A 20,576-nucleotide genomic window follows, 5' to 3' on the forward strand; every position below is an offset into this window, starting at 1 on the left:
CATGCCCTTTTGTATTTCCCGTCGTTGGCACCTGCGCCAATTGATCGCTGCCTCCAGCCTTGTTTTGCTCGTCGCCTGCGCGGAAAAACCTACCGCTGCCGACGCACAGCCGCTTCAAACCCTCCCCGTCACCACCGCTCCGGCGGTCGTCGCACCTGTGGTGCCTAGTGGCGAAAACCTCGATATCCAGCCAACCCAGACGTTCGCCGAATGGCAGGCGGGCTTCCGCAAGGATGCCTTGGCCGCCGGTATCCGTGCTGACCTGTTCGACCGCGCCTTCGCTAACGTCAGCTTCGACCCCAGCGTGATTAGTGCCGATCGTAGCCAACCGGAGTTCTCCCGACCGGTGTGGGAGTACCTTGACGGCGCCCTGTCGCCTCTGCGGGTACGCAAAGGTCAGGGACTGGTCAGCGAATACGCCGGTATCCTGCAAAGCATCGAACAGCGCTATGGCGTCGATCGCGAGGCACTGGTCGCGGTATGGGGCATGGAGAGTAACTTCGGCCAGTTCCAGGGCAGCAAGTCGGTGATCAACTCCCTGGCGACCCTGGCCTACGAAGGCCGGCGCCCGGCATTCGCCCACGCGCAACTGATTGCGGCCCTGCAAATCTTGCAACAGGGCGATATCACGCCCGAAAAAATGCTTGGCTCCTGGGCCGGCGCCATGGGCCAGACCCAATTCATCCCGACCACCTACAACACCCATGCCGTGGACTTCGATGGTGACGGTCGCCGAGACATTTGGGGCAGTTCCGCCGACGCCCTGGCCTCGACCGCGCACTACCTGCAAAGCTCCGGCTGGCAAAAAGGCCAACCGTGGGGCTTCGAAGTGCAACTGCCCGGCGGCTTCAACTACATGCTGGCCGACGGCACGATTCGCAAGAGCGTCGCAGAGTGGCGGCAACTGGGCATTAGCCTGCCCAATGGCGGTCAGGTCCCACCAGGTTCCGAGCAGCTATCGGCAGCCTTGCTGCTACCCGCTGGTTATCGTGGCCCGGCATTCCTGGTGCTCGATAACTTCCGTGCGATCCTCAAATACAATAACTCGTCATCCTACGCACTGGCGGTCGGCCTGTTGTCTCAGCGTTTCAATGGCGCGGGCCTGATCAGCGGCACGTGGCCCAAGGATGATTTGCCACTGAGCCGCACCGAGCGGATCGAACTGCAAAATCTTTTGAGCGCGCAGAATTACGACGCGGGCACCGCGGACGGCATCATCGGCGCCAATACGCGCAAGGCGATCCGCAACGCGCAACAGTCGTTCGGCTGGCCGGCGGATGGGTATCCGACGCACAAATTGCTTGAAGGCCTGCGTAACCGTTAAAAGCAAAAGATCGCAGCCTACGGCAGCTCCTACAGGTGTATGCATTCCCCTGTAGGAGCTGCCGCAGGCTGCGATCTTTTTATTACCTGACGACTACATCCTGCTCCAACACCAACACCTTGTTCCCCGCATCCAACCGGACCAGTGCGCCCATGGGCAACGTCAGGTTCGGATCACAGTGACCGCTTCGCCACCCGGACAGCACCGGGATCCGCAGCGGCTCGAATGTCTGCTTGAGCAACCGCTCCAGCGCAGGCACTTCGACGCCCGCCACATCCCCCACCAACACACCGCGCAACTTGCCTAGCGTGCCGGCCAATCGCAAATGGGTGAGTAACCGGTCAATGCGATACAACGGCTCGTTGATGTCCTCGATGAACAGGATGACACCCTCGGCATCGATCTCAAAAGGCGTGCCCATAGTGGCGGCGATCATCGACAGATTGCCCCCCAGCAAACGCCCGTGGGCAACGCCTGGTTCTATCGTCGTCAACGGATAAGCCACGGGATGCGTCAGCTCGCTGCCCGCCCCCACCTGCCCACGCAGCATGTTGAAAAACGAGGACTCGGTGGGCTTTCGCTTATCCCCCAGCAGATCAGCATTGAGCAGCGGGCCATGGAAGGTGACGAAGCCAGCGTAACGGCTGATCGCCAAGTGCAGCGCGGTGATGTCGCTGTAACCGATAAAGGGCTTGGCGTTGTTGCGCAACAGTTCGAAATCAATGCGATCAAGCAACCTCGGCGTGCCGTAACCACCGCGCAGACAAATGATGGCATCGACCTCGGTATCGGCGAACGCCGCGTGCAGGTCATTAAGCCGCACCTCGTCGCTGCCGGCCAAGTAACCATCTTTCTCGTAAACACCGGGGAAAATCTTCAGCGAGTAACCGCGGGCGCGCATCCATTGCACGGCCTTATCGGTGTCAATCGGGGCGGGACCGGCCGGCGCAATGACGCCGATCAGCCCTTGCGACGGCAAGGCCGGAACCGGGGCGTGAGGACAAAGGGTATGGGTTGGTCGAACGGTCATCCATGAATCTCCCAGGGTGAAAGCTTAAGCACACAGTAGTCAGGAACGGGGATAAACAGAAGAGGATTGCTCACTGTATTGGTCGCAGGAAAAGTCGGTCTTTGCTGTCGACAAGGCAAAAAAACGCCCGCAAGGCTGTATGCCTTGCGGGCCTTTTCATCACTGGCTATCGATCAGGACGACATCAGCTCGGCCTTGACCAGCTTCGCCTGTTCGTCGGCATGGTACGAAGAACGGACCAACGGACCGGAGGCGACGTTCTTGAAGCCCATTTTGTAACCTTCTTCGGCGAACCAGGCGAAGGTGTCCGGGTGTACGAAGCGCTGTACTGGCAAGTGGCTGCGGGACGGCTGCAGATACTGGCCCAGGGTCAGCATGTCGATGTCGTGTTCGCGCATGCGCTTCATGACTTCGATGACTTCGTCGTCGGTCTCGCCAAGGCCCAGCATCAAGCCAGACTTGGTAGGGATATGCGGCATCATCTGCTTGAAGCGTTGCAGCAGGGTCAGCGACCACTGGTAGTCCGAACCTGGGCGCGCGGCCTTGTACAGGCGAGGCACGGTTTCCAAGTTGTGGTTGAACACATCTGGCGGCTCGGCAGCGGTGATTTCCAGCGCGATGTCCATGCGACCACGGTAGTCCGGCACTAGGGTTTCGAGCTGCACGTTCGGCGACAACTTGCGAATTTCACGGATGCAGTCAGCAAAGTGTTGGGCACCGCCGTCGCGCAGGTCGTCGCGGTCCACCGAGGTGATGACCACGTACTTCAAGCGCAAGTCAGCGATGGCGATGGCCAGGCTTTCCGGCTCATTGACGTCCAGTGGCTTTGGACGGCCATGACCAACGTCGCAGAACGGGCAGCGACGGGTGCAGATGTCACCCATGATCATGAAGGTGGCGGTGCCGCCGGAGAAGCACTCTCCCAGATTCGGGCAGGATGCCTCTTCACATACGCTGTGCAGCTTGTGTTTGCGCAGCAGGGCCTTGATGCGGTCGACTTCCGGAGACACCGGGATGCGTACACGAATCCAGTCAGGCTTCTTCGGCAGCTCAGTGGTCGGAATGATCTTTACCGGGATGCGTGCAACCTTTTCGGCGCCACGCAGCTTTACGCCGGTTTCAACCTTCGCACGCGGGGCCGGACGCTCGGTGACATCCTGCGTCGGGATCATGGTTTGCACTGCATCAGTAGTCATATCAGTCGATTCCGCCCGTTAGGGTCGTCTGCTCAGCGTAGTCGAGGTGTTTGACGAGCTGCGCACGCAGCCGGGCACTTACCTCGGCAAATTCAATCGATCCTGCATGATCGCTCAGCTGGGTCATCGCCAGCCCGGCGTAGCCGCAGGGATTAATCCGTCGAAACGGTTCCAGGTTCATGTCCACATTCAAGGCCAGGCCATGAAAGGAACAACCGTGGCGGATCCGCAGACCCAGGGACGCGATTTTCGCGCCGTTGACATAAACACCCGGTGCGTCCGGCTTGGCGGCCGCCGTCACGCCGTAGCTGGCGAGCAGCTCGATCAGGCACGACTCCATGCGGGTCACCAGGTCACGCACGCCGAAACCCAGTTTTCGCACGTCCAGCAACAGATAAGCCACCAATTGCCCGGGGCCGTGATACGTCACCTGACCACCGCGATCGACCTGCACCACCGGGATATCGCCCGGCAGTAGCAAATGTTCGGCCTTGCCAGCCTGGCCTTGGGTGAAAACCGGTGGGTGCTCGACCAGCCAAATCTCGTCGGCGGCATCGCTGCCGCGTTCGTTGGTGAAGCGTTGCATCGCATGCCAGACCGGCTCGTAAGCCATCTGGCCAAGCTCGCGAAAGCCCAGCGTGCCGGACATCACAACACCATGTGCACGAAACCGGTAGCCCGCAGATAGCTGTTGATGTTGTACAGCTGGTCCTGGTCGGTCGCGACGATGTGCAACTGAATGGTGGTGTATTTGCCGTTGCTGCTTTGACGCTCATCGACACGTTCATCGTTGATCGTCGCGTACTTCTTGACGATTTCGATGATTTTGTCTTTGTTGCCGACGCCCGTATCGCAGATCACCTTAACTGGATAATCAGTCTGGGGAAATTCGATCTTTGGCGCCTTTACTTCGGTATCGGTCATGGCGTAACGGCCTCGTAAGCGTAAGCCTTGGCGACGGGCATGGCTGCGCGCCAGATCAGCGCGGAGCCATGCAGGTGCACACTAAATTCAGTTGAACAAACCGTAGAAGAATAGACGGATGCTATCCCACATGCGGCGGAAGATACCACCTTCCTCGACAGCGTCCAGAGCAATCAGGTCGGCGCTGTGCACCACCTTGTCTTCCAGCTTGACTTCGACTTTACCGATCACGTCGCCCTTGGCGATAGGTGCAACCAGTTGCGGGTTCATGGTCATGCTGGCCGCCAGCTTTTTCAGCTGGCCTTTCGGCAAGGTCATGGTCAGGTCTTCAGCCAGGCCGGCCTTGACCTGGTTGGTGGAACCTTTCCAGACAGGCGCCTGAGCCAACTCGGTGCCCTTCTGATAGAAGGTCTGGGTTTCGAAGAAGCGGAAACCGTAAGTCAGCAGTTTCTGGGTCTCGGCGGCGCGAGCCACTTCGCTGCTGGTGCCGAATACCACGGCAATCAGGCGCATGCCGTCACGTACGGCCGACGACACCATGCAGTAACCAGCTTCGTCGGTGTGGCCGGTTTTCAGACCATCGACGGTCTTGTCGCGCCACAGCAGCAGGTTGCGGTTCGGCTGCTTGATACCGTTCCAGAAGAACTCTTTCTGCGAGTAAATCGCGTAGTGAGCTGGGTCTTCGTGGATGATCGCGCGAGCCAGCACAGCCATGTCGTGAGCCGACGAGTAGTGCTCAGGGTTCGGCAGGCCTGTCGGGTTCATGAAGTGGGTGTTGGTCATGCCTAGGTCGGCAACGGTTTTGTTCATCAGGTCGGCGAAGGCGTCTTCGCTGCCGGCGATGTGCTCGGCCACGGCCACACTGGCGTCGTTACCCGATTGAATGATGATGCCGTGCAGCAAGTCGCTGACCGTCACTTGCGAGCCGACCTTGATGAACATCCGCGAACCGCCGGTGCGCCAGGCGTTTTCACTGACGGTCACCGGATCGTTTTCACCGATCTGACCACGACGGATTTCCAGGGTCGCGATGTATGCAGTCATCAGCTTGGTCAGGCTGGCTGGCGGCAGACGCTGGTCACCATTGTTTTCGACCAGCACGTTGCCGCTGCTGGCGTCCATGAGCACATAGGCCTTGGCGGCCAGTTGCGGTGGCGACGGCATCATCTCGACCGCGAATGCGGCAGGTGAGAGGAGCAGCGGGACTAGAAGGCACAGGCGTTTGGCAAAGGTGGTGATGTTCATCCGTCTCTCGAAATCGCTAATGGAAACTTGCCCGAAGGCAAAACTATTCAAATGGCCTTCTAACGGGCCATCGCGTGTTCAGTTGCTCACTCCAGTCACCCTTGCCGGGCTTTTGTTCTTCGACGAGCCAACAACCTGGTTCACCCCCCAAAACCGCAGATGAACCGTCAATCAAGTCTTACGTTTTACTCTGTGACTTACTCAGTCACTACGCTCGGCGAACCAAGGTTGGCCAGGCGCACGCTGTTCTGCACTTGCTGGATTTCACCCGGCGAACCGATCGGCCCCAGGCGAACCCGATGCAGCGTCTGCTGGTTGCGCACGATCGAGCTGATGAACACCGGAGCGCTCACCATCCCGCTGAGCTTGGACCTCAGCAGCTCTGCAGCGTCCGGGTTGGCGAACGCGCCCACCTGCAGATACTGGCCAGAGGCTGGTGCAGAAGCGTTTTTTTTTGCATCCGCAATCTGTACTGGCGCAACGGCGGCGGCATGTTGCTGCGGCGGCGGCGTCCATTGCTCGACGGTGCCGGCCGAAGCCGTGATCACCGGGGCGCTATTCTGCGCGACTTGCGGCTCATTGAGCATTAAAGGCGCCGGACGGCCTTTCGCCGCCCAATAGGCCTGCGGGTCGATGCCTTCGACCTTGACCCTGGCAGTGCCTATTTCGGCGTATCCGAGTTTCTTGGCTGCCGCATAGGACAGGTCGATGATCCGGTCGGAGTAGAACGGTCCGCGGTCGTTGACCCGTAGGATCACGCTCCGGTTGTTATCCAGGTTGGTCACCCGGACGTAACTCGGCAACGGCAAGGTCTTGTGCGCGGCACTCATGCCATACAAGTCATAGACCTCACCATTGGCAGTGTTCTGGCCATGGAATTTGGTGCCGTACCAAGACGCCGTGCCCGACGCCACGTAGGTCTTGGATTCCTGCAACGGGAAATAGGTTTTACCCAACACGGTATACGGGTTGGCCTTGTACGGGCCGGTGTGCAAGGTTGGCGTGGCGTCCGGGATGCGTGAAACGTCGACGTCCCACCAAGGCGCGCCATCCTTGTGGGCGCGGTTGATGTCCAGACCCGGCGCCGAGCGCACGGCAGTGGAGGACTTCTGCGTCGGCGAGCGGCTGGTCGAGCAACTGGCGACCAGCACTGCCAACGCGGCAAATGCCATCAGCTTCAGGGGTTTATTCATAGGCAATGCCCGCATTACTTGACGCCCCGTGCTTGAACCAGCTGTTCTGACAGTTGATGTACGGCCATGGCGTACATCACGCTGCGGTTATATCGCGTGATCGCGTAAAAATTCTTCAGGCCCATCCAGTACTCGGGGCCATTCTCGCCATCCAGGCGAAAAGCGGTAACCGGCATATCATCGCGCAGCGCATCATGACTTGACCAGCCCAGGGCCCGCAACTCTCCGACGGTTTTAACCGGCTCGATACCGGTGGTTAAACCTTCGTCCACCTGATCGCCCCGCACATCGGCGCGACTGACCACCGGTTCGCCGGCAACCCAGCCGTGGCGCTTGAAGTAGCTGGCGACGCTACCGATGGCATCGTCCGGGTTGTTCCAGATATTGATGTGGCCGTCACCGTCGAAATCCACTGCATACGCGCGAAAGCTGCTTGGCATGAACTGCGGCAGGCCCATGGCACCGGCGTAGGAGCCTTTGAGGGTCAGCGGGTCAACCTGCTCTTCCCGGGCCAGCAGCAGGAACTCGCGCAACTCCTTGCGGAAAAATTCGGCACGGGGAGGATAGTCGAACCCCAGGGTCGATAAGGCATCGATGACACGGAAGTTTCCGGTATTGCGACCGAAAAAGGTCTCCACGCCTATGATTGAAACAATGACCTGCGCCGGCACACCGTATTCTTGCTCGGCGCGGGCCAGTACCGCTTCATGCTGGCGCCAGAAGTCCACACCACGGGCGATACGCGCATCGGTGAGGAACATCGGACGGTATTCACTCCATGGCTTGACCCGTTCGGCAGGCTTGGAAATCGCGTCCAGGATCGATTGCTTGCGCTCGGCCTCACGGAACACACCCATCAGTTGTTCGCCAGCGAACCCGTAGTCGCGGGTCATTTCACCGACGAACTCGGCCACCTGGGGTGAACCCTCGTAATCGCCGGCCAACGCTTCCTGCGCGGTGCCAAGGATGCTTACCAGGCCGACCCATGGCGCGTATCGAGTCGCCCAGCCACGCATTACTTGCATTGAACTCTTCACCTTATTCAAACCTGCGCGATCCACTTGCGATGGGTATGGATCGACATCAAAACCCCAAACGCTGACAGCAGCGTCACCAGCGAAGTTCCTCCGTAGCTAATGAACGGCAACGGCACCCCCACCACCGGCAACAGGCCACTGACCATACCGATGTTGACGAAAACATAAACAAAAAACGTCATGGTCAGAGCCCCCGCCAGCAGCTTGCCGAACAAGGTCTGGGCCTGGGCGGTGATCACCAGCCCACGACCGATCAACAACAGGTAGATCAGCAACAGGGCGCAGATACCGACCAGGCCGAATTCTTCACCCAAGACCGCAATAATGAAGTCGGTATGGCTTTCCGGAAGGAAATCCAGGTGCGACTGGGTGCCCAGCAGCCACCCCTTGCCGAATACACCGCCGGAACCGATGGCCGCCTTGGACTGGATGATGTTCCAGCCCGTGCCCAACGGATCGCTTTCCGGGTCGAGGAACGTCAGAATCCGCTGCTTCTGGTAGTCGTGCATGATGAAGAACCACATGGCAATCGCCACGGGTATGGCAGCGGCGAGCACACTGAGGATCCAGCGCCAGCGCAGGCCTCCCATGAACAGCACGAACGCGCCGCCAGCCAGAATCAGCAGCGAAGTACCGAGGTCCGGTTGGCGCACGATCAGAATGAAAGGCACACCGATCAGCATCAGACTGATACCCACATGCTTGAGCTGCGGCGGCAAGGTGCGCTTGGACAGGTACCAGGCAATCGTTGCCGGCATCAGGATCTTCATGAACTCCGATGGCTGGAAGCGAACAACCCCGGGGATGTTGATCCAGCGCGTGGCGCCCATGGCGTTATGGCCCATGACGTCCACCACCACCAGCAACAGCACGCCGATCACATAACCGACCGGCACCCAACGGGCCATGAAACGCGGCTCGAACTGAGCAATGACGATCATCGACACCAGGCCGATGCCGAACGAAGTCGCCTGTTTGGCCAGCAGGTCCCAGCTCTTGCCACTGGCCGAATACAGCACGAACAGACTGCCGGCGGCGAGGGTCAGCAACAACACCAGCAACACACCGTCGATGTGCATCCGCTGCAGCAGCGTGGCACGGCGACGCATCACATCCTCGCTGGAGAGCATGCGATCGAAATTACTCTTCACGGGCCGTAGCCTCCGCGCTGATAGGGTTGGCGTATTCAGGCTTGAGGTGACCGTTCTGATCCAGCAGCCAGGCGTCCATGACCTGGCGCACCACCGGCGCGGCCACACCGGAGCCGGACTCACCGTTCTCGACCATCACCGAGACCACGATTTTCGGGTCGTCGGCCGGTGCGAAGCCCACAAACAAGGCGTGGTCGCGATGGCGTTCCTGCACCTTGGAGCGGTCGTACTTCTCGCCCTGTTTGATCGCGACCACCTGGGCCGTACCACTCTTGCCGGCGATCCGGTATTGCGCGCCGATCGAGGCCTTGCGCGCCGTACCCCGGGCGCCGTGCATCACCTGTTGCATACCGTGGTTCACCCGGGTCCAGTCCGCCGGATCGCGCAGGATGATGTCGGGCATAGGGTTCTGATCCACCGGCTTCTCGCCTTCGATGGTCTTGGCCAGGTGTGGACGGTTCCAGACCCCCTTGTTGGCCACCAATGCAGTCGCCTGGGCCAGTTGCAACGGCGTCGACTGCATGTAGCCCTGACCGATACCGAGAATCAGCGTCTCCCCCGGGAACCACGCCTGACGACGAGTCGCACGCTTCCACTCCCGGGTCGGCATCAACCCCGGCGATTCTTCGAACATGTCCAGGGAGACTTTCTGGCCGATACCGAACTTACTCAGGTACGCCGACAGCCGATCGATGCCCAGTTTGTGCGCCAGATCGTAGAAATAGGTGTCGTTGGACCGCATGATCGCGGTGTCGAGGTCGACAAAACCATCACCGGTTCGGTTCCAGTTGCGATATTTGTGATCGTAGTTGGGCAGCATGTAGTAGCCAGGGTCGAACACCCGGGACGAAGCCGTCACCACGCCCGCATCCAGACCGGCAATCGCCACCGCAGGCTTGATTGTCGAGCCTGGCGGGTACAAACCGCGCAGCACGCGGTTGAACAGCGGCCGGTCGATAGAGTCGCGCAGCTCGGAGTAAGCCTTGAAGCTGATGCCGGTCACGAACAGGTTCGGATCGAAACTCGGCTGGCTGACCATCGCCAGCACTTCGCCGGTTTTCGGATCCAGTGCCACCACCGCGCCACGGCGGCCACCAAGCGCGGCTTCGGCGGCTTCCTGCAGTTTGATGTCCAGGCTCAGGACGATGTCCTTGCCGGAAACCGGTTCAGTACGCTTGAGCACCCGCAGAACGCGGCCTCGGGCGTTGGTCTCGACTTCCTCGTAACCCACCTGACCGTGCAACTCCGGCTCGTAGAAGCGCTCGATGCCGGTTTTACCGATGTGGTGGGTGCCGCTGTAGTTGACCGGATCGAGTGTCTTCAGCTCTTTCTCGTTGATCCGGCCCATGTAACCCACCGAGTGCGCAAAGTGCGCGCCCTGCGGGTAATGCCGAACCAACTGCGCAACCACTTCCACCCCCGGCAGCCGGAACTGGTTCACGGCGATCCGGGCGATCTGCTCTTCGGTCAGCTCGAACAGGATCGGCACCGGCTCGAACGGCCGGCGTCCCTGTCGCATGCGTTTCTCGAAGATCACCCGGTCCTCGGGCGTCAGTTCAAGCACCTCGACGATCACGTCGAGCACCTGCTGCCAATCGCCGGAGCGTTCGCGGGTCATGCTCAGGCTGAAGCTCGGCCGGTTGTCGGCAATTACCACGCCGTTGCGGTCGTAAATCAACCCGCGCGTCGGCGGAATCGGCTGCACATGGACGCGGTTGTTTTCGGACAGGGTCGAGTGATACTCGTACTGGATCACCTGCAGGAAATACAGGCGCGCAATCAGCACACCGATCAGTGTCACCACTGCAATTGCCCCGAACACGACGCGGCCACGCACCAGACGGGCGTCTTTCTCGTGGTCCTTGATGCGGATCGGTTGGGTCATGAGGGGTAGAACTACTTGTGATAGGGGTGGCCGGACAGCACAGTCCAGGCACGATACAGCTGTTCGCCGATGAGAATGCGCACCAATGGGTGCGGCAACGTCAAGGGCGAGAGCGACCAGCGCTGGTCGGCACGGGCACAGACTTCCGGCGCCAGCCCTTCGGGGCCGCCGACCATGAAATTCACCGTGCGCGAGTCCAGCCGCCAGCGATCGAGTTCGACCGCCAGTTGCTCGGTACTCCAGGGCTTGCCGTGGACTTCGAGGGTGACAACGCGCTCATTCGGCCCGACCTTGGCCAGCATGGCTTCGCCTTCCTGACGGATGAAACGCGCCACGTCGGCGTTCTTGCCACGGGTATTGAGCGGTATTTCCACCAGTTCCAGCGCCAGCTCGGACGGAAGACGCTTGGCATATTCATGCCAGCCTTCTTCCACCCACTTGGGCATGCGTGAACCGACGGCGATCAGTCGCAGTCGCACAGCCGTTCCTTATTCCTGGTCTTTGTTGAGCTTGTTGAAATGCTCGTGACCAACTTCAGGACTGTGGTGCTTGCCATCGGCGGCACGGCTCTGCTCGGCACCTTTCCACAGGCGCTCCAGGTCGTAGAACTGACGGGCATTGGACGTCATCATGTGAACGATCACGTCATCCATGTCCAGCAACACCCAGTCGCTGTCGCCCTTGCCTTCTTCACCCAGCGGCTTGATGCCCAGGGCCTTCACAGCCTCGCGAACCTTGTCGAGCATGGCGCCGATCTGACGGTTGGAGGTACCGGTGGCGATGATCATGTAGTCGGTGATGCTCTGCTTGTCACGAACGTCGATGACCAGCACGTCCTGGGCCTTGACGTCTTCCAGGGCGGCGACGGCGATCTTGACCAGGTCTTCGCCTTTAGGCGGCTCGACGGCGAGGACTTTTTCCGGCAGCGGAGCACTCTTGAACGTGCCTTTGCGCTTCACTTTGTTTACGTCGTTGTTCGTCATATAAAACTCGTTTTGCTCGTATGTTCGGGCGCTTCAATACACGATGTTGCCACGTGCCTTGAGCACTCCTATTCAGTTCGACGCACGGTAAAGTCCGTGCGCATCGATGTAGGCCAGGACCGCGTCGGGCACCAGGAAACGTACCGACTTACCGCTGGCCAGCAGTTGACGGATCTGGGTGGCGGATACCGCGAGCGGCGTCTGCCAGACGAATGCAATCTGTCCGCTCGGCCCCTTGAGGGCCAGCGGGTCGCTTACCGAGCGCGCTGCCAGCAGGTTGCGCAAGGCATCCGGCGGTTCGCTGTCGGCATCCGGGCGTTGCAACACCAGGATGTGGCAATGCTGGAGCAACTCTTCCCAGCGGTGCCAAGTGGGCAGGCCGCAAAATGCGTCCCAGCCCAAAAGCAGAAAAACCTGGTCCTGCGCGGCCAGTTCGGCGCGCATCAGTTCCAGGGTATCTATGGTGTAGGACGGTTTGTCCCGCTGTAGCTCGCGGGCGTCCACCACCAACGGGGCCACTCCGGCCACCGCGCACTGGACCATCGCCAGACGGTCCTTCGCCGACACTTGCGGCATGTCCCGATGGGGTGGCCTGGCACTCGGCACCAAGCGCAGCTCATCGAGCGCCAGCGATTCGGCGACTTCCAGCGCACCTCGCAGATGGCCGACGTGCACCGGATCGAAGGTCCCGCCCAGTACGCCGATGCGCCTGGGTCGAGGCGCGTGGGCAGTTACCGGGACTGACGGGTCGAGATCGCCCAAGTCAGACCGACTCCTGTCCGCGCAACTGGCCATCACCGACCACAACGTACTTCTCGCAGGTCAGGCCTTCGAGACCGACCGGTCCGCGGGCGTGCAGCTTATCAGTAGAAATGCCGATCTCGGCACCCAATCCGTATTCAAAGCCATCGGCAAAGCAGGTTGGCGTGTTGATCATCACCGACGACGAGTCGACCTCAGCCACGAAACGCCGGGTGTCGCCCTGGTGTTCGCTGACGATCGAATCGGTGTGGTGAGAGCCGTAATGGTTGATGTGCTCGATGGCTTGCTCCAGCCCGTCGACAACACGGATCGACAGAATCGGTGCCAGATACTCGGTGCTCCAGTCTTCCTCGGTGGCCGGCAGCGCCTCGATGATCGCCCGCGTGCGCTCGCAGCCCCGCAGCTCGACGCCTTTTTCGCGGAACTGGGCGGCCATGGCCGGGAGGAAATCTTTGGCAACGATTTGGTCGACCAGCAGCGTTTCCATCGCGCCGCAAATGCCATAGCGATACGTTTTGGCGTTGAAAGCGATGCGCTGGGCTTTCGGCAGGTCGGCGTGAGCACTGACATAAACGTGGCAGATGCCATCCAGGTGCTTGATCACTGGCACGCGAGCATCGCGACTGACCCGCTCGATCAAGCCGCGACCGCCACGGGGCACGATGACATCGACGTATTCAGGCATCGTGATCAGTGCGCCAACGGCAGCACGGTCAGTGGTTTCGACCACTTGCACCACGGCGGCCGGCAAACCGGCTTCGGCCAGACCACGCTGAATGCAGGCGGCGATGGCACGATTGGAGTGAATGGCTTCGGAACCGCCGCGCAGGATGGTCGCGTTGCCGGATTTCAAGCACAGGCTGGCGGCATCGATGGTCACATTGGGCCGCGACTCGTAAATGATCCCGATCACGCCCAGCGGCACGCGCATCTTGCCGACCTGAATCCCGGACGGCCGATAGCTCATGTCACGGATCGCGCCGACCGGGTCCGGCAGTGCAGCCACCTGGCGTAACCCGACGATCATGCCGTCGATTCGGGCAGGGGTCAGCGCCAGACGCTCAAGCAGCGCCGGCTCCAGACCGTTGGCACGGCCAGCTGCCAGATCCCGCTCGTTGGCGGCGGTCAGCTCGGCGCGGGCTGCATCCAGGGCGTTGGCGGCGGCTTGCAATGCGCGGTTCTTCTGCGCAGTGCTGGCACGGCCGATGACGCGGGAAGCCTCGCGGGCAGCGCGACCCAAGCGGGTCATGTAGTCAAGAACGGACTCAGTCATGGTCTGGCGTGGTCTTTGATTAGGTCTTGGTAAAGAGTAAAGCGGCAGATTATAGCTGTCGTGCCTCCCGACTAACAGCAGTGACGGGCGGATGGTCAAAATGAAGGGCCATTTGCCGACGTTCAGCCGGGATTAAGCCGCAAATTGTTATCATCACGACTCCATCAGCCCTGATAAACGCCGTTCATCATGTCCAACCTGACTGTTCGAGCGTCCGCCGCGAGCCTGCCCAAGGGCCTCCCGGACGCGTTTTTCGACCGCGATGCGCAAATTCTGGCCCGGGATTTACTGGGAAAAGTCATCCGTCATCGGGTCGACGACCTGTGGCTCAGCGCTCGAATCATCGAGACCGAAGCCTATTACTGCGCCGAAAAAGGCAGTCACGCCTCCCTTGGCTATACGGAAAAGCGTAAGGCTTTGTTTCTGGATGGCGGCCACATCTATATGTATTACGCCCGGGGCGGTGACTCCCTGAATTTCAGTGCTCAAGGCCCGGGCAATGCGGTGTTGATCAAATCCGCTTACCCATGGGTCGACGAACTGAGCGGATCGGCGAGCCTTGCGCAAATGCTGCTGAACAATCCCGATGCCCAGGGCCGCCCTCGCCCCTCACAAAAGCTCTGCGCGGGGCAGACCTTGCTGTGCAAGTCTCTGGGCTTGAAAGTGCCGGTCTGGGACGCCAAACGCTTCGATCATGAAGTATTACTGGTCGAAGACGCCGGCCCGCGCCCCAGCCATGTCATCCAGACGACGCGCTTGGGCATTCCCCATGGGCGCGACGAACACCTGATGTACCGCTTCGTCGATGCGTCCTACGCTGCCTGGTGCACGAGGAACCCACTGCGACGGGGTCAGGTCGAAGGTCGCGATTATTTTGTGCTCTGAATAAAGTCCCCTGTAGGAGCTGCCGTAGGCTGCGATCTTTTGATTTTGAAAACTCAAAAGCAAAAGATCGCAGCCTACGGCAGCTCCTACAGTCAAGTGAAACAGATGGAGTTGTATTTATGGGCCCATGGCTCGATAGCGTGACCGGTTGGTTGACGGTCAACCCGCAATGGCTGGCGGCAGCAGTATTCATCGTCGCCTTCGTTGAATGCCTGGCCATTGCCGGGTTGATCGTACCCGGCACGGTCTTGTTGTTCGCCGTGGCGGTCCTGGCCGGCAGCGGAGCCCTGTCATTAAGCGAAACCTTATTGCTGGGATTCCTCGCCGGCGTGCTGGGCGATGTGGTTTCGTACTTCCTGGGGCGCCACTTCCATCAGAACATTCGGCGCCTGCCAGGGTTGCGCCATCACCCCGAATGGATCGCCGGGGCCGAGGCGTACTTCCAGCGCTACGGCATCGCCAGCCTGTTGGTTGGGCGCTTCATCGGCCCGTTGCGCCCGATGCTGCCGATGGTGGCCGGGATGTTCGACATGCCGTTCCCGCGATTCTTCGCCGTCAGCCTGTTGGCCGGTGCCGGATGGTCGATCGCCTACCTGTTGCCGGGCTGGGCTACTGGTGCGGCTATTCGACTGCCATTACCCGAGGGATTCTGGCCGCAAGCCGGGGTCGTTGCCGGCAGCATTGCGCTGATGGTGGCGCTGAGCGCTACCAGCAGCCTGCGCAAACATCGCAAGGCCACGATGTTCATTACCGGCATGAGCTTGCTGACTCTGGCAGCGCTGTTTATCGGTTATTCGCACCTGACCGCCCTGGATCAAGGCGTAATGACCCTGGTGCAAGAACATCGCAGCCCAATGCTCGATGAAGTGGCCGTGGTCTTCACGCTGATCGGCGAATTCCACAACATGCTGGTGTTCAGCGCCTTGCTGGTCGTATTGCTGCTGGTCACCTGGCAATGGCGCCAGGCAATCTTCGCGTGCAGCACGCTGCTGTTCACTGCGCTGGGGAACACCGCGACCAAACACTTTTTCGCCCGCCTGCGCCCGGAAGTTCTGAGCGAGCCGCTGACCAGCTACAGCATGCCCAGTGGCCATGCCTCCGGCGCTTTCGCGCTGTTCCTGACCCTGGCCGTCCTTGCCGGCCGCGGACAACCGCCGCGCATGCGTCTGACCTGGGTGCTGGTAGGCTGTCTGCCAGCAATGGCAATTGCACTGTCACGGGTGTATCTGGGTGCGCATTGGCCGACGGATGTGTTGGCAGGCGCCATGCTGGCGGCCTGTATCTGTGCCGCGAGCCTGTGGCTGAGTCAGCGCCAGACTTCGCTCAACGCGATGCCACCCAAGGTCTGGTGGCTGGTGCTGCCATCGTTGGTGGCGCTGTTTGGGTTTTTCGTGTTGCGGCATTTGCCGGATACGATGTTGCGGTATGCCTATTGAAGATCAAAAGATCGCAGCCTGTGGGATGTACGACTTCCCCATGTAGGAGCTGCCGCAGGCTGCGATCTTTCAGGCAAACAACTCACCCTGCAACTCATCCAGCAACGCCTGAATGGCATCCAGCCGCTGCTGCGGATCATCGAGTTGCAGCAGGTCGATCTTGTCTTCTTCAGCGAACGGCAACAGGTACGCCAACTGATTGGCCAGCGACTGTTGCCCGGTCGCTTCGGTGCCCATGTTCAGCGCTTCGACCATGGGATGCTCGGCCAAGGCCTTGAGCAAGGCCACCAGATCGGCGTCCTCATCCTGTAGCGGTTGCTCCGGCTCATCTTCCAGCCACTCGACATCCGCGACGATCAACTGGTCTGGCTGGACGTCTGCCTTCAACACATGAAAGCGTCTGCCACCCTGCACGCGAATCCCCAGCAGGCCGTTGTCCTGTTGATTGAAATCGGTGATCAACGCCTCGCACCCGACCAATGCGTAGCCAGACGGAGCGATCCCGACCTCCTTGCCATCCAGGATGCACACCACGCCGAAGCCGCCGCCCTGTTTCATGCAGCGCCCGATCATGTCCAGGTACCGCGCCTCGAAAATCTGCAGGTCGAGGATACAACCCGGAAACAGCACCGTGTTCAGCGGAAAAAGCGGCAGACTCATAGACATTTCCTTCACACCACCATCGACACCGCCAGCGGCAACAACACTGCCGTGGCCACGCCCATCAAACTCATCGCCAACGCAGCGAAAGCGCCGCACTCTTCATTTTCCTGCATCGCCACCGCCGTACCGACCGCATGGGCTGTCATCCCCAGTGCCATGCCGCGGGCCTCAGGGCTGTGGACACCGAGCCGGTTTAACAGGCTCGGGCCGAAGATCGCGCCGATCACGCCCGTGATCAACACGAACACAGCCGCCAACGCCGCGACACCGCCGATCTGCTCTGCCACCAACATGGCAATCGGTGACGTCACCGACTTGGGCGCCATCGTCATCAGGATCATGTGCTCGGCCCCGAACCACCAGCCCAGCAACACGCCCATGCCTGTGGCAACCACTCCACCTATCACCAGCGTAGTAAATATCGGCCAGAACAACTGCCGAATCCGCCGCAGATTGAGGTAGAGCGGCACCGCCAGCGCAACCGTGGCCGGGCCGAGCAGGATGCTGAGAATCTCGGTGCTTTTGCGGTACTCGGTATACGTCAGCCCGCAGCCCACCAGCACACCGATTACCAGCAACATGGAGACCAGCACCGGCTGCAAAAAGATCCAGCGGGTTTTCTCGAAGGCCGCCAGTACCAGCTGATAGGCACCTAACGTGATGCCGATACCGAACAACGGATGATGGATCACCGATACCCAGGCACCTTGCCAGTCAAGGGTCATTGGCTGTCCTCAGGCGAGTGGGCGTGCCGCTTGATCAGACGCTGCATCAGCACGCCAGCGAAGGCCATGGACAGCACCAGTGACAGCACCAATGCCCCCACAATGGCCCAGAAATCCGCCGCGATGTCTTTGGCATAAACCATGACACCCACGGCCGGCGGTACCAGCAACAAAGGCAAGTAGCGCAGCAAACTGCTGGCCGCCTGGTTCAGCGGTTCGCCGACCTGGCCACGGGCGATCAAAAAAGCCAGCAACAGCAGCAAGCCGACAATCGGCCCCGGCAGCACCGGTAAAAACAAATGGTTGATGGCCGTGCCGAGCAATTGAAACAGCACCAGCCAGGTCAAACCTCTCAGCAACATCCCTCATCTCCCGCAGTCCCCGTCACCCGCAGTGACGCGTCGAGCATTATAAGCACGCCTGCCCTATAGATCGGCATTCGCCAAAAGCATGGTCGGTTGACCGGAGCAATTTGCCATGGTGATCTAAAGTGGTAATCCGGGAGGTCACACCCCCCACCTCAAAAACTATAAAACCGATGAACCCAAGGAGAGTCTCAATGCCCTTCATTCCAGTTGCAGAGCTCAATGATTATGTCGGCAAGGAACTTGGACGTTCCGAATGGCTCACGATCGATCAGGAACGCATCAACCTGTTCGCCGAAGCCACAGGGGACTATCAGTTCATCCACGTCGACCCGGTAAAGGCCGCGCAAACGCCCTTTGGCTGCACCATTGCCCACGGATTCCTGTCGTTGTCGCTGATCCCGAAACTGATGGAAGACATCCTCGTCGTCCCTCAGGGACTGAAGATGGTGGTCAATTACGGCCTGGACAGCGTGCGCTTCATTCAACCGGTCAAGGTCAATTCGAGGGTCCGCCTCAAGGTCGACCTCACGGAAGTCACCGAGAAAAAACCCGGTCAATGGCTGCTCAAGGCCACTACCACCCTGGAAATCGAAGGTTCGGACAAACCGGCTTATATCGCCGAACCCCTGTCACTCTGCTTCGTGTAAGACTTGCTGGATGCGAAACGGCTGATGCTGTTTCGCATCCCTGTTTTTCGCCTGGCTGTATAAGGGCACTTAGCTACGGCATACTCGCTCGCCTAATTGCCCGGAACCCGCTATGCGCTCACTTGCACTCCTCGCCTTGACCCTGACGCTCACCGCTTGCGGCGACGGCGAATCGCCATTGCCGCCCGACGCCCGCCTGCCGGACGGTGGACGCTATCGGGGTGATTTGGTCGATGGATTGCTGCAAGGCCAGGGCCGCATCGATTATCCGAACGGCAGCTGGTATGCCGGCGAGTTCAACAAGGGCCAATGGCATGGCCAGGGCGAATGGCATGGCAGCAACGGCGAGGTTTATCGCGGACAGTTCAATCAAGGCCTGTTCGACGGCCAGGGCAGCCTGACCACCCACGGCGGCAGCTACAACGGCGGCTTCAAGCTTGGCCGGCGCGAAGGCGAAGGCACCCTCAAAGAAGACGGCATGACCTACCGAGGCGAGTTCAAGGCCGATCAGTATTCAGGCCTCGGCCGCCTGGAGCTCGAAGACGGCAGCGCCTACCAGGGGCAATTCGCCCGCGGCAAACCCAACGGCGAAGGCCAGCGCGGCGACGGCAACGGTAATCAGTACACTGGGCGTTTCGTCGACGGTCAGCTGGAAGGCAACGGGACTTTCAACAGCGCCGACGGCGACATCTATGTCGGTGGTTTCAAGAACAGTCAATTACACGGCAAGGGTCGCTACGAAAACGCTGACGGCGATGTCTGGCTGGGGCAATTCAAGGAAGGCTCACTCAATGGCAAGGGCGAGTTGATCGGTGCCGATGGCAGTCATTACATCGGCCACTTCAACGACTGGCGCTTCAGCGGTCAAGGGCGCTTGAATCTCGCCGACGGCAGTTTCTACATCGGCCTGTTCGATAACGACGCCTATTCCGGTCGCGGCACGCTGGTGCTGACCGATGGCACGGTGCTCAGCGGCACCTGGATCAACGGTCAACGCGTGCGTGACGCCGATGGCAAGTTGCTGCCCGACACCCTCGAGCTCGGCCTGCTGGCGCAAGGTCGCCTGCTCGAAGAGGCATTGAGCAACCTGCCGGCCTCGACCCCGTCAGTGGAGCTGTACACCCTGACCCTGGGCGGCGACGGCAAACAGAGTGTGTTCCTGCGCGAGTCGGACTACGTCGCCAACATGCTCACTAGCCGCTTCGGTGCCTTTGGCCAGATCCGCCTGGTAAACCATCGCGATCACCTCGGCGATCGGCCGATGGCGACCCGGGAAAACCTGCGTCGCGCAGCCGTGGCCCTGGCCGACCGCAGCGGGCCGGAAGACCTGATTTTCATCTACCTGACCAGCCACGGCACCAGCGAACACGAACTGGTACTCGACCAGCCACGCATGGAGCTGGCCGACCTGCCAGCCGATGAGCTAGCCGCGGTGCTCGCCCCGCTGAAAAATCGCGACAAGATCATCGTGATTTCATCCTGCTATTCCGGAGGCTTCATTCCCGCCCTCAAGGACGAACGCACCCTGATCATGACTGCCTCACGGGCCGACCGCGTGTCTTTCGGCTGTTCGGAAGAAGCCAACTTCACTTACTTCGGCGATGCCCTGTTCGCCCGGGCCTTGAACCAGACCGATGACCTGGAGCAAGCCTTCAAGCTGGCCAAGGCCACCGTTGCCGAGCGCGAACTGGCCGACGGTTTCGAAGCCTCCGAGCCGCAGATCTGGGCACCGAAAACCGTGCTGTCACACTGGCAGCTGCTGCGCAAACAACAAGCACGAAAAGCACTGCAAAGCAGTTCCATTGACAGCAAGGATGCAAAGACCAACTAAGCTGACAGTATCAAGGGG

At 60.3% G+C, this 20,576-nt stretch carries 21 protein-coding genes; 5 read left to right on the top strand and 16 right to left on the bottom strand.

The annotated features are described in order from the left end of the window. The first annotated feature begins 1 nt into the window (after position 1). Positions 2–1,324, top strand: a complete 1,323-nt coding sequence (locus tag ABTV22_RS26375; RefSeq protein WP_433737298.1) for a lytic murein transglycosylase — start codon at positions 2–4, stop codon at positions 1,322–1,324. Between the two features lie 82 nt (positions 1,325–1,406). Here ABTV22_RS26375 and ABTV22_RS26380 read toward each other — a convergent pair whose 3' ends face one another. From ABTV22_RS26380 to ABTV22_RS26440, 13 genes are all read right to left on the bottom strand, one after another. Then, positions 1,407–2,354, bottom strand: coding sequence for a S66 peptidase family protein (locus ABTV22_RS26380; RefSeq protein WP_433737299.1), 948 nt, complete (start codon positions 2,352–2,354; stop codon positions 1,407–1,409). Between the two features lie 173 nt (positions 2,355–2,527). Next, on the bottom strand, positions 2,528–3,550 hold the full coding sequence (lipA, locus tag ABTV22_RS26385; protein WP_433737300.1) for a lipoyl synthase: 1,023 nt from the start codon (positions 3,548–3,550) through the stop codon (positions 2,528–2,530). 1 nt (position 3,551) lies between these two features. Continuing rightward, on the bottom strand, positions 3,552–4,199 hold the full coding sequence (gene lipB, locus ABTV22_RS26390; protein ID WP_121105787.1) for a lipoyl(octanoyl) transferase LipB: 648 nt from the start codon (positions 4,197–4,199) through the stop codon (positions 3,552–3,554). Further along, entirely contained in the window at positions 4,199–4,474 is a 276-nt protein-coding gene (locus ABTV22_RS26395) for a DUF493 domain-containing protein (protein ID WP_111288100.1), read from the bottom strand. Before ABTV22_RS26395 ends, lipB begins: the two co-directional genes overlap by 1 nt. A gap of 87 nt (positions 4,475–4,561) precedes the next feature. Next, complete coding sequence (locus ABTV22_RS26400) at positions 4,562–5,719, bottom strand: D-alanyl-D-alanine carboxypeptidase family protein (RefSeq protein ID WP_433737301.1); 1,158 nt, start codon at positions 5,717–5,719, stop codon at positions 4,562–4,564. Between the two features lie 197 nt (positions 5,720–5,916). Further along, positions 5,917–6,927: a septal ring lytic transglycosylase RlpA family protein gene (locus tag ABTV22_RS26405; RefSeq protein ID WP_433737302.1), complete on the bottom strand. Its 1,011-nt coding sequence runs from the start codon at positions 6,925–6,927 to the stop codon at positions 5,917–5,919. Next, on the bottom strand, positions 6,927–7,937 hold the full coding sequence (gene mltB / locus ABTV22_RS26410) for a lytic murein transglycosylase B (protein ID WP_433737303.1): 1,011 nt from the start codon (positions 7,935–7,937) through the stop codon (positions 6,927–6,929). The genes ABTV22_RS26405 and mltB overlap by 1 nt, the downstream gene beginning before the upstream one ends. Positions 7,938–7,954: 17 nt before the next feature. Next, a complete protein-coding gene (gene rodA, locus ABTV22_RS26415; protein ID WP_433741520.1) occupies positions 7,955–9,058 on the bottom strand; it encodes a rod shape-determining protein RodA in 1,104 nt (367 codons plus the stop codon). Positions 9,059–9,089: 31 nt separating this feature from the next. After that, positions 9,090–10,985 carry a penicillin-binding protein 2 gene (gene mrdA / locus ABTV22_RS26420; protein ID WP_433737304.1) on the bottom strand — a complete coding sequence of 632 codons (1,896 nt, stop codon included), beginning with the start codon at positions 10,983–10,985 and terminating at the stop codon, positions 9,090–9,092. Positions 10,986–10,996: 11 nt separating this feature from the next. Continuing rightward, positions 10,997–11,464 (bottom strand): 23S rRNA (pseudouridine(1915)-N(3))-methyltransferase RlmH, encoded by a 468-nt coding sequence (rlmH, locus tag ABTV22_RS26425; protein ID WP_007937439.1) that lies wholly within the window; start codon positions 11,462–11,464, stop codon positions 10,997–10,999. Between the two features lie 9 nt (positions 11,465–11,473). Continuing rightward, positions 11,474–11,968: a ribosome silencing factor gene (gene rsfS / locus ABTV22_RS26430; RefSeq protein ID WP_433737305.1), complete on the bottom strand. Its 495-nt coding sequence runs from the start codon at positions 11,966–11,968 to the stop codon at positions 11,474–11,476. A 72-nt stretch (positions 11,969–12,040) separates the two neighbouring features. Beyond that, positions 12,041–12,730, bottom strand: a complete 690-nt coding sequence (gene nadD / locus ABTV22_RS26435) for a nicotinate-nucleotide adenylyltransferase (RefSeq protein WP_433737306.1) — start codon at positions 12,728–12,730, stop codon at positions 12,041–12,043. Position 12,731: 1 nt separating this feature from the next. After that, the gene (locus ABTV22_RS26440) at positions 12,732–14,003 is read right to left on the bottom strand and encodes a glutamate-5-semialdehyde dehydrogenase (RefSeq protein ID WP_433737307.1); all 1,272 of its coding nucleotides are present in this window, start codon (positions 14,001–14,003) and stop codon (positions 12,732–12,734) included. A 189-nt stretch (positions 14,004–14,192) separates the two neighbouring features. Here ABTV22_RS26440 and ABTV22_RS26445 point away from each other — a divergent pair, with 189 nt between their 5' ends. Together ABTV22_RS26445 and ABTV22_RS26450 are read left to right on the top strand one after the other, a co-directional pair. Next, complete coding sequence (locus ABTV22_RS26445) at positions 14,193–14,888, top strand: DNA-3-methyladenine glycosylase (protein WP_433737308.1); 696 nt, start codon at positions 14,193–14,195, stop codon at positions 14,886–14,888. Between the two features lie 119 nt (positions 14,889–15,007). Then, positions 15,008–16,324 carry a bifunctional DedA family/phosphatase PAP2 family protein gene (locus ABTV22_RS26450; RefSeq protein WP_433737309.1) on the top strand — a complete coding sequence of 439 codons (1,317 nt, stop codon included), beginning with the start codon at positions 15,008–15,010 and terminating at the stop codon, positions 16,322–16,324. 69 nt (positions 16,325–16,393) lie between these two features. On the opposite strand, the gene ABTV22_RS26455 is transcribed toward ABTV22_RS26450, so the two are convergent. Genes ABTV22_RS26455 through ABTV22_RS26465 form a run of 3 tightly spaced genes read right to left on the bottom strand, consistent with a single transcriptional unit; the run spans position 16,394 to position 18,074 of the window. Next, entirely contained in the window at positions 16,394–16,984 is a 591-nt protein-coding gene (locus ABTV22_RS26455; RefSeq protein WP_433737310.1) for an LON peptidase substrate-binding domain-containing protein, read from the bottom strand. A gap of 11 nt (positions 16,985–16,995) precedes the next feature. Further along, positions 16,996–17,712: an LrgB family protein gene (locus ABTV22_RS26460; protein ID WP_433737311.1), complete on the bottom strand. Its 717-nt coding sequence runs from the start codon at positions 17,710–17,712 to the stop codon at positions 16,996–16,998. Next, positions 17,709–18,074, bottom strand: a complete 366-nt coding sequence (locus ABTV22_RS26465; RefSeq protein ID WP_433737312.1) for a CidA/LrgA family protein — start codon at positions 18,072–18,074, stop codon at positions 17,709–17,711. The genes ABTV22_RS26460 and ABTV22_RS26465 overlap by 4 nt, the downstream gene beginning before the upstream one ends. A 197-nt stretch (positions 18,075–18,271) precedes the next feature. Between ABTV22_RS26465 and ABTV22_RS26470 the strand changes: the two genes are divergently transcribed. Further along, complete coding sequence (locus ABTV22_RS26470) at positions 18,272–18,727, top strand: MaoC family dehydratase (RefSeq protein ID WP_433737313.1); 456 nt, start codon at positions 18,272–18,274, stop codon at positions 18,725–18,727. Between the two features lie 112 nt (positions 18,728–18,839). After that, positions 18,840–20,558, top strand: coding sequence for a C13 family peptidase (locus tag ABTV22_RS26475; RefSeq protein ID WP_433737314.1), 1,719 nt, complete (start codon positions 18,840–18,842; stop codon positions 20,556–20,558). Positions 20,559–20,576: the final 18 nt, after the last annotated feature.

It is taken from the genome of Pseudomonas putida (assembly GCF_050990305.1).
Taxonomy (GTDB): domain Bacteria; phylum Pseudomonadota; class Gammaproteobacteria; order Pseudomonadales; family Pseudomonadaceae; genus Aquipseudomonas; species Aquipseudomonas putida_AH.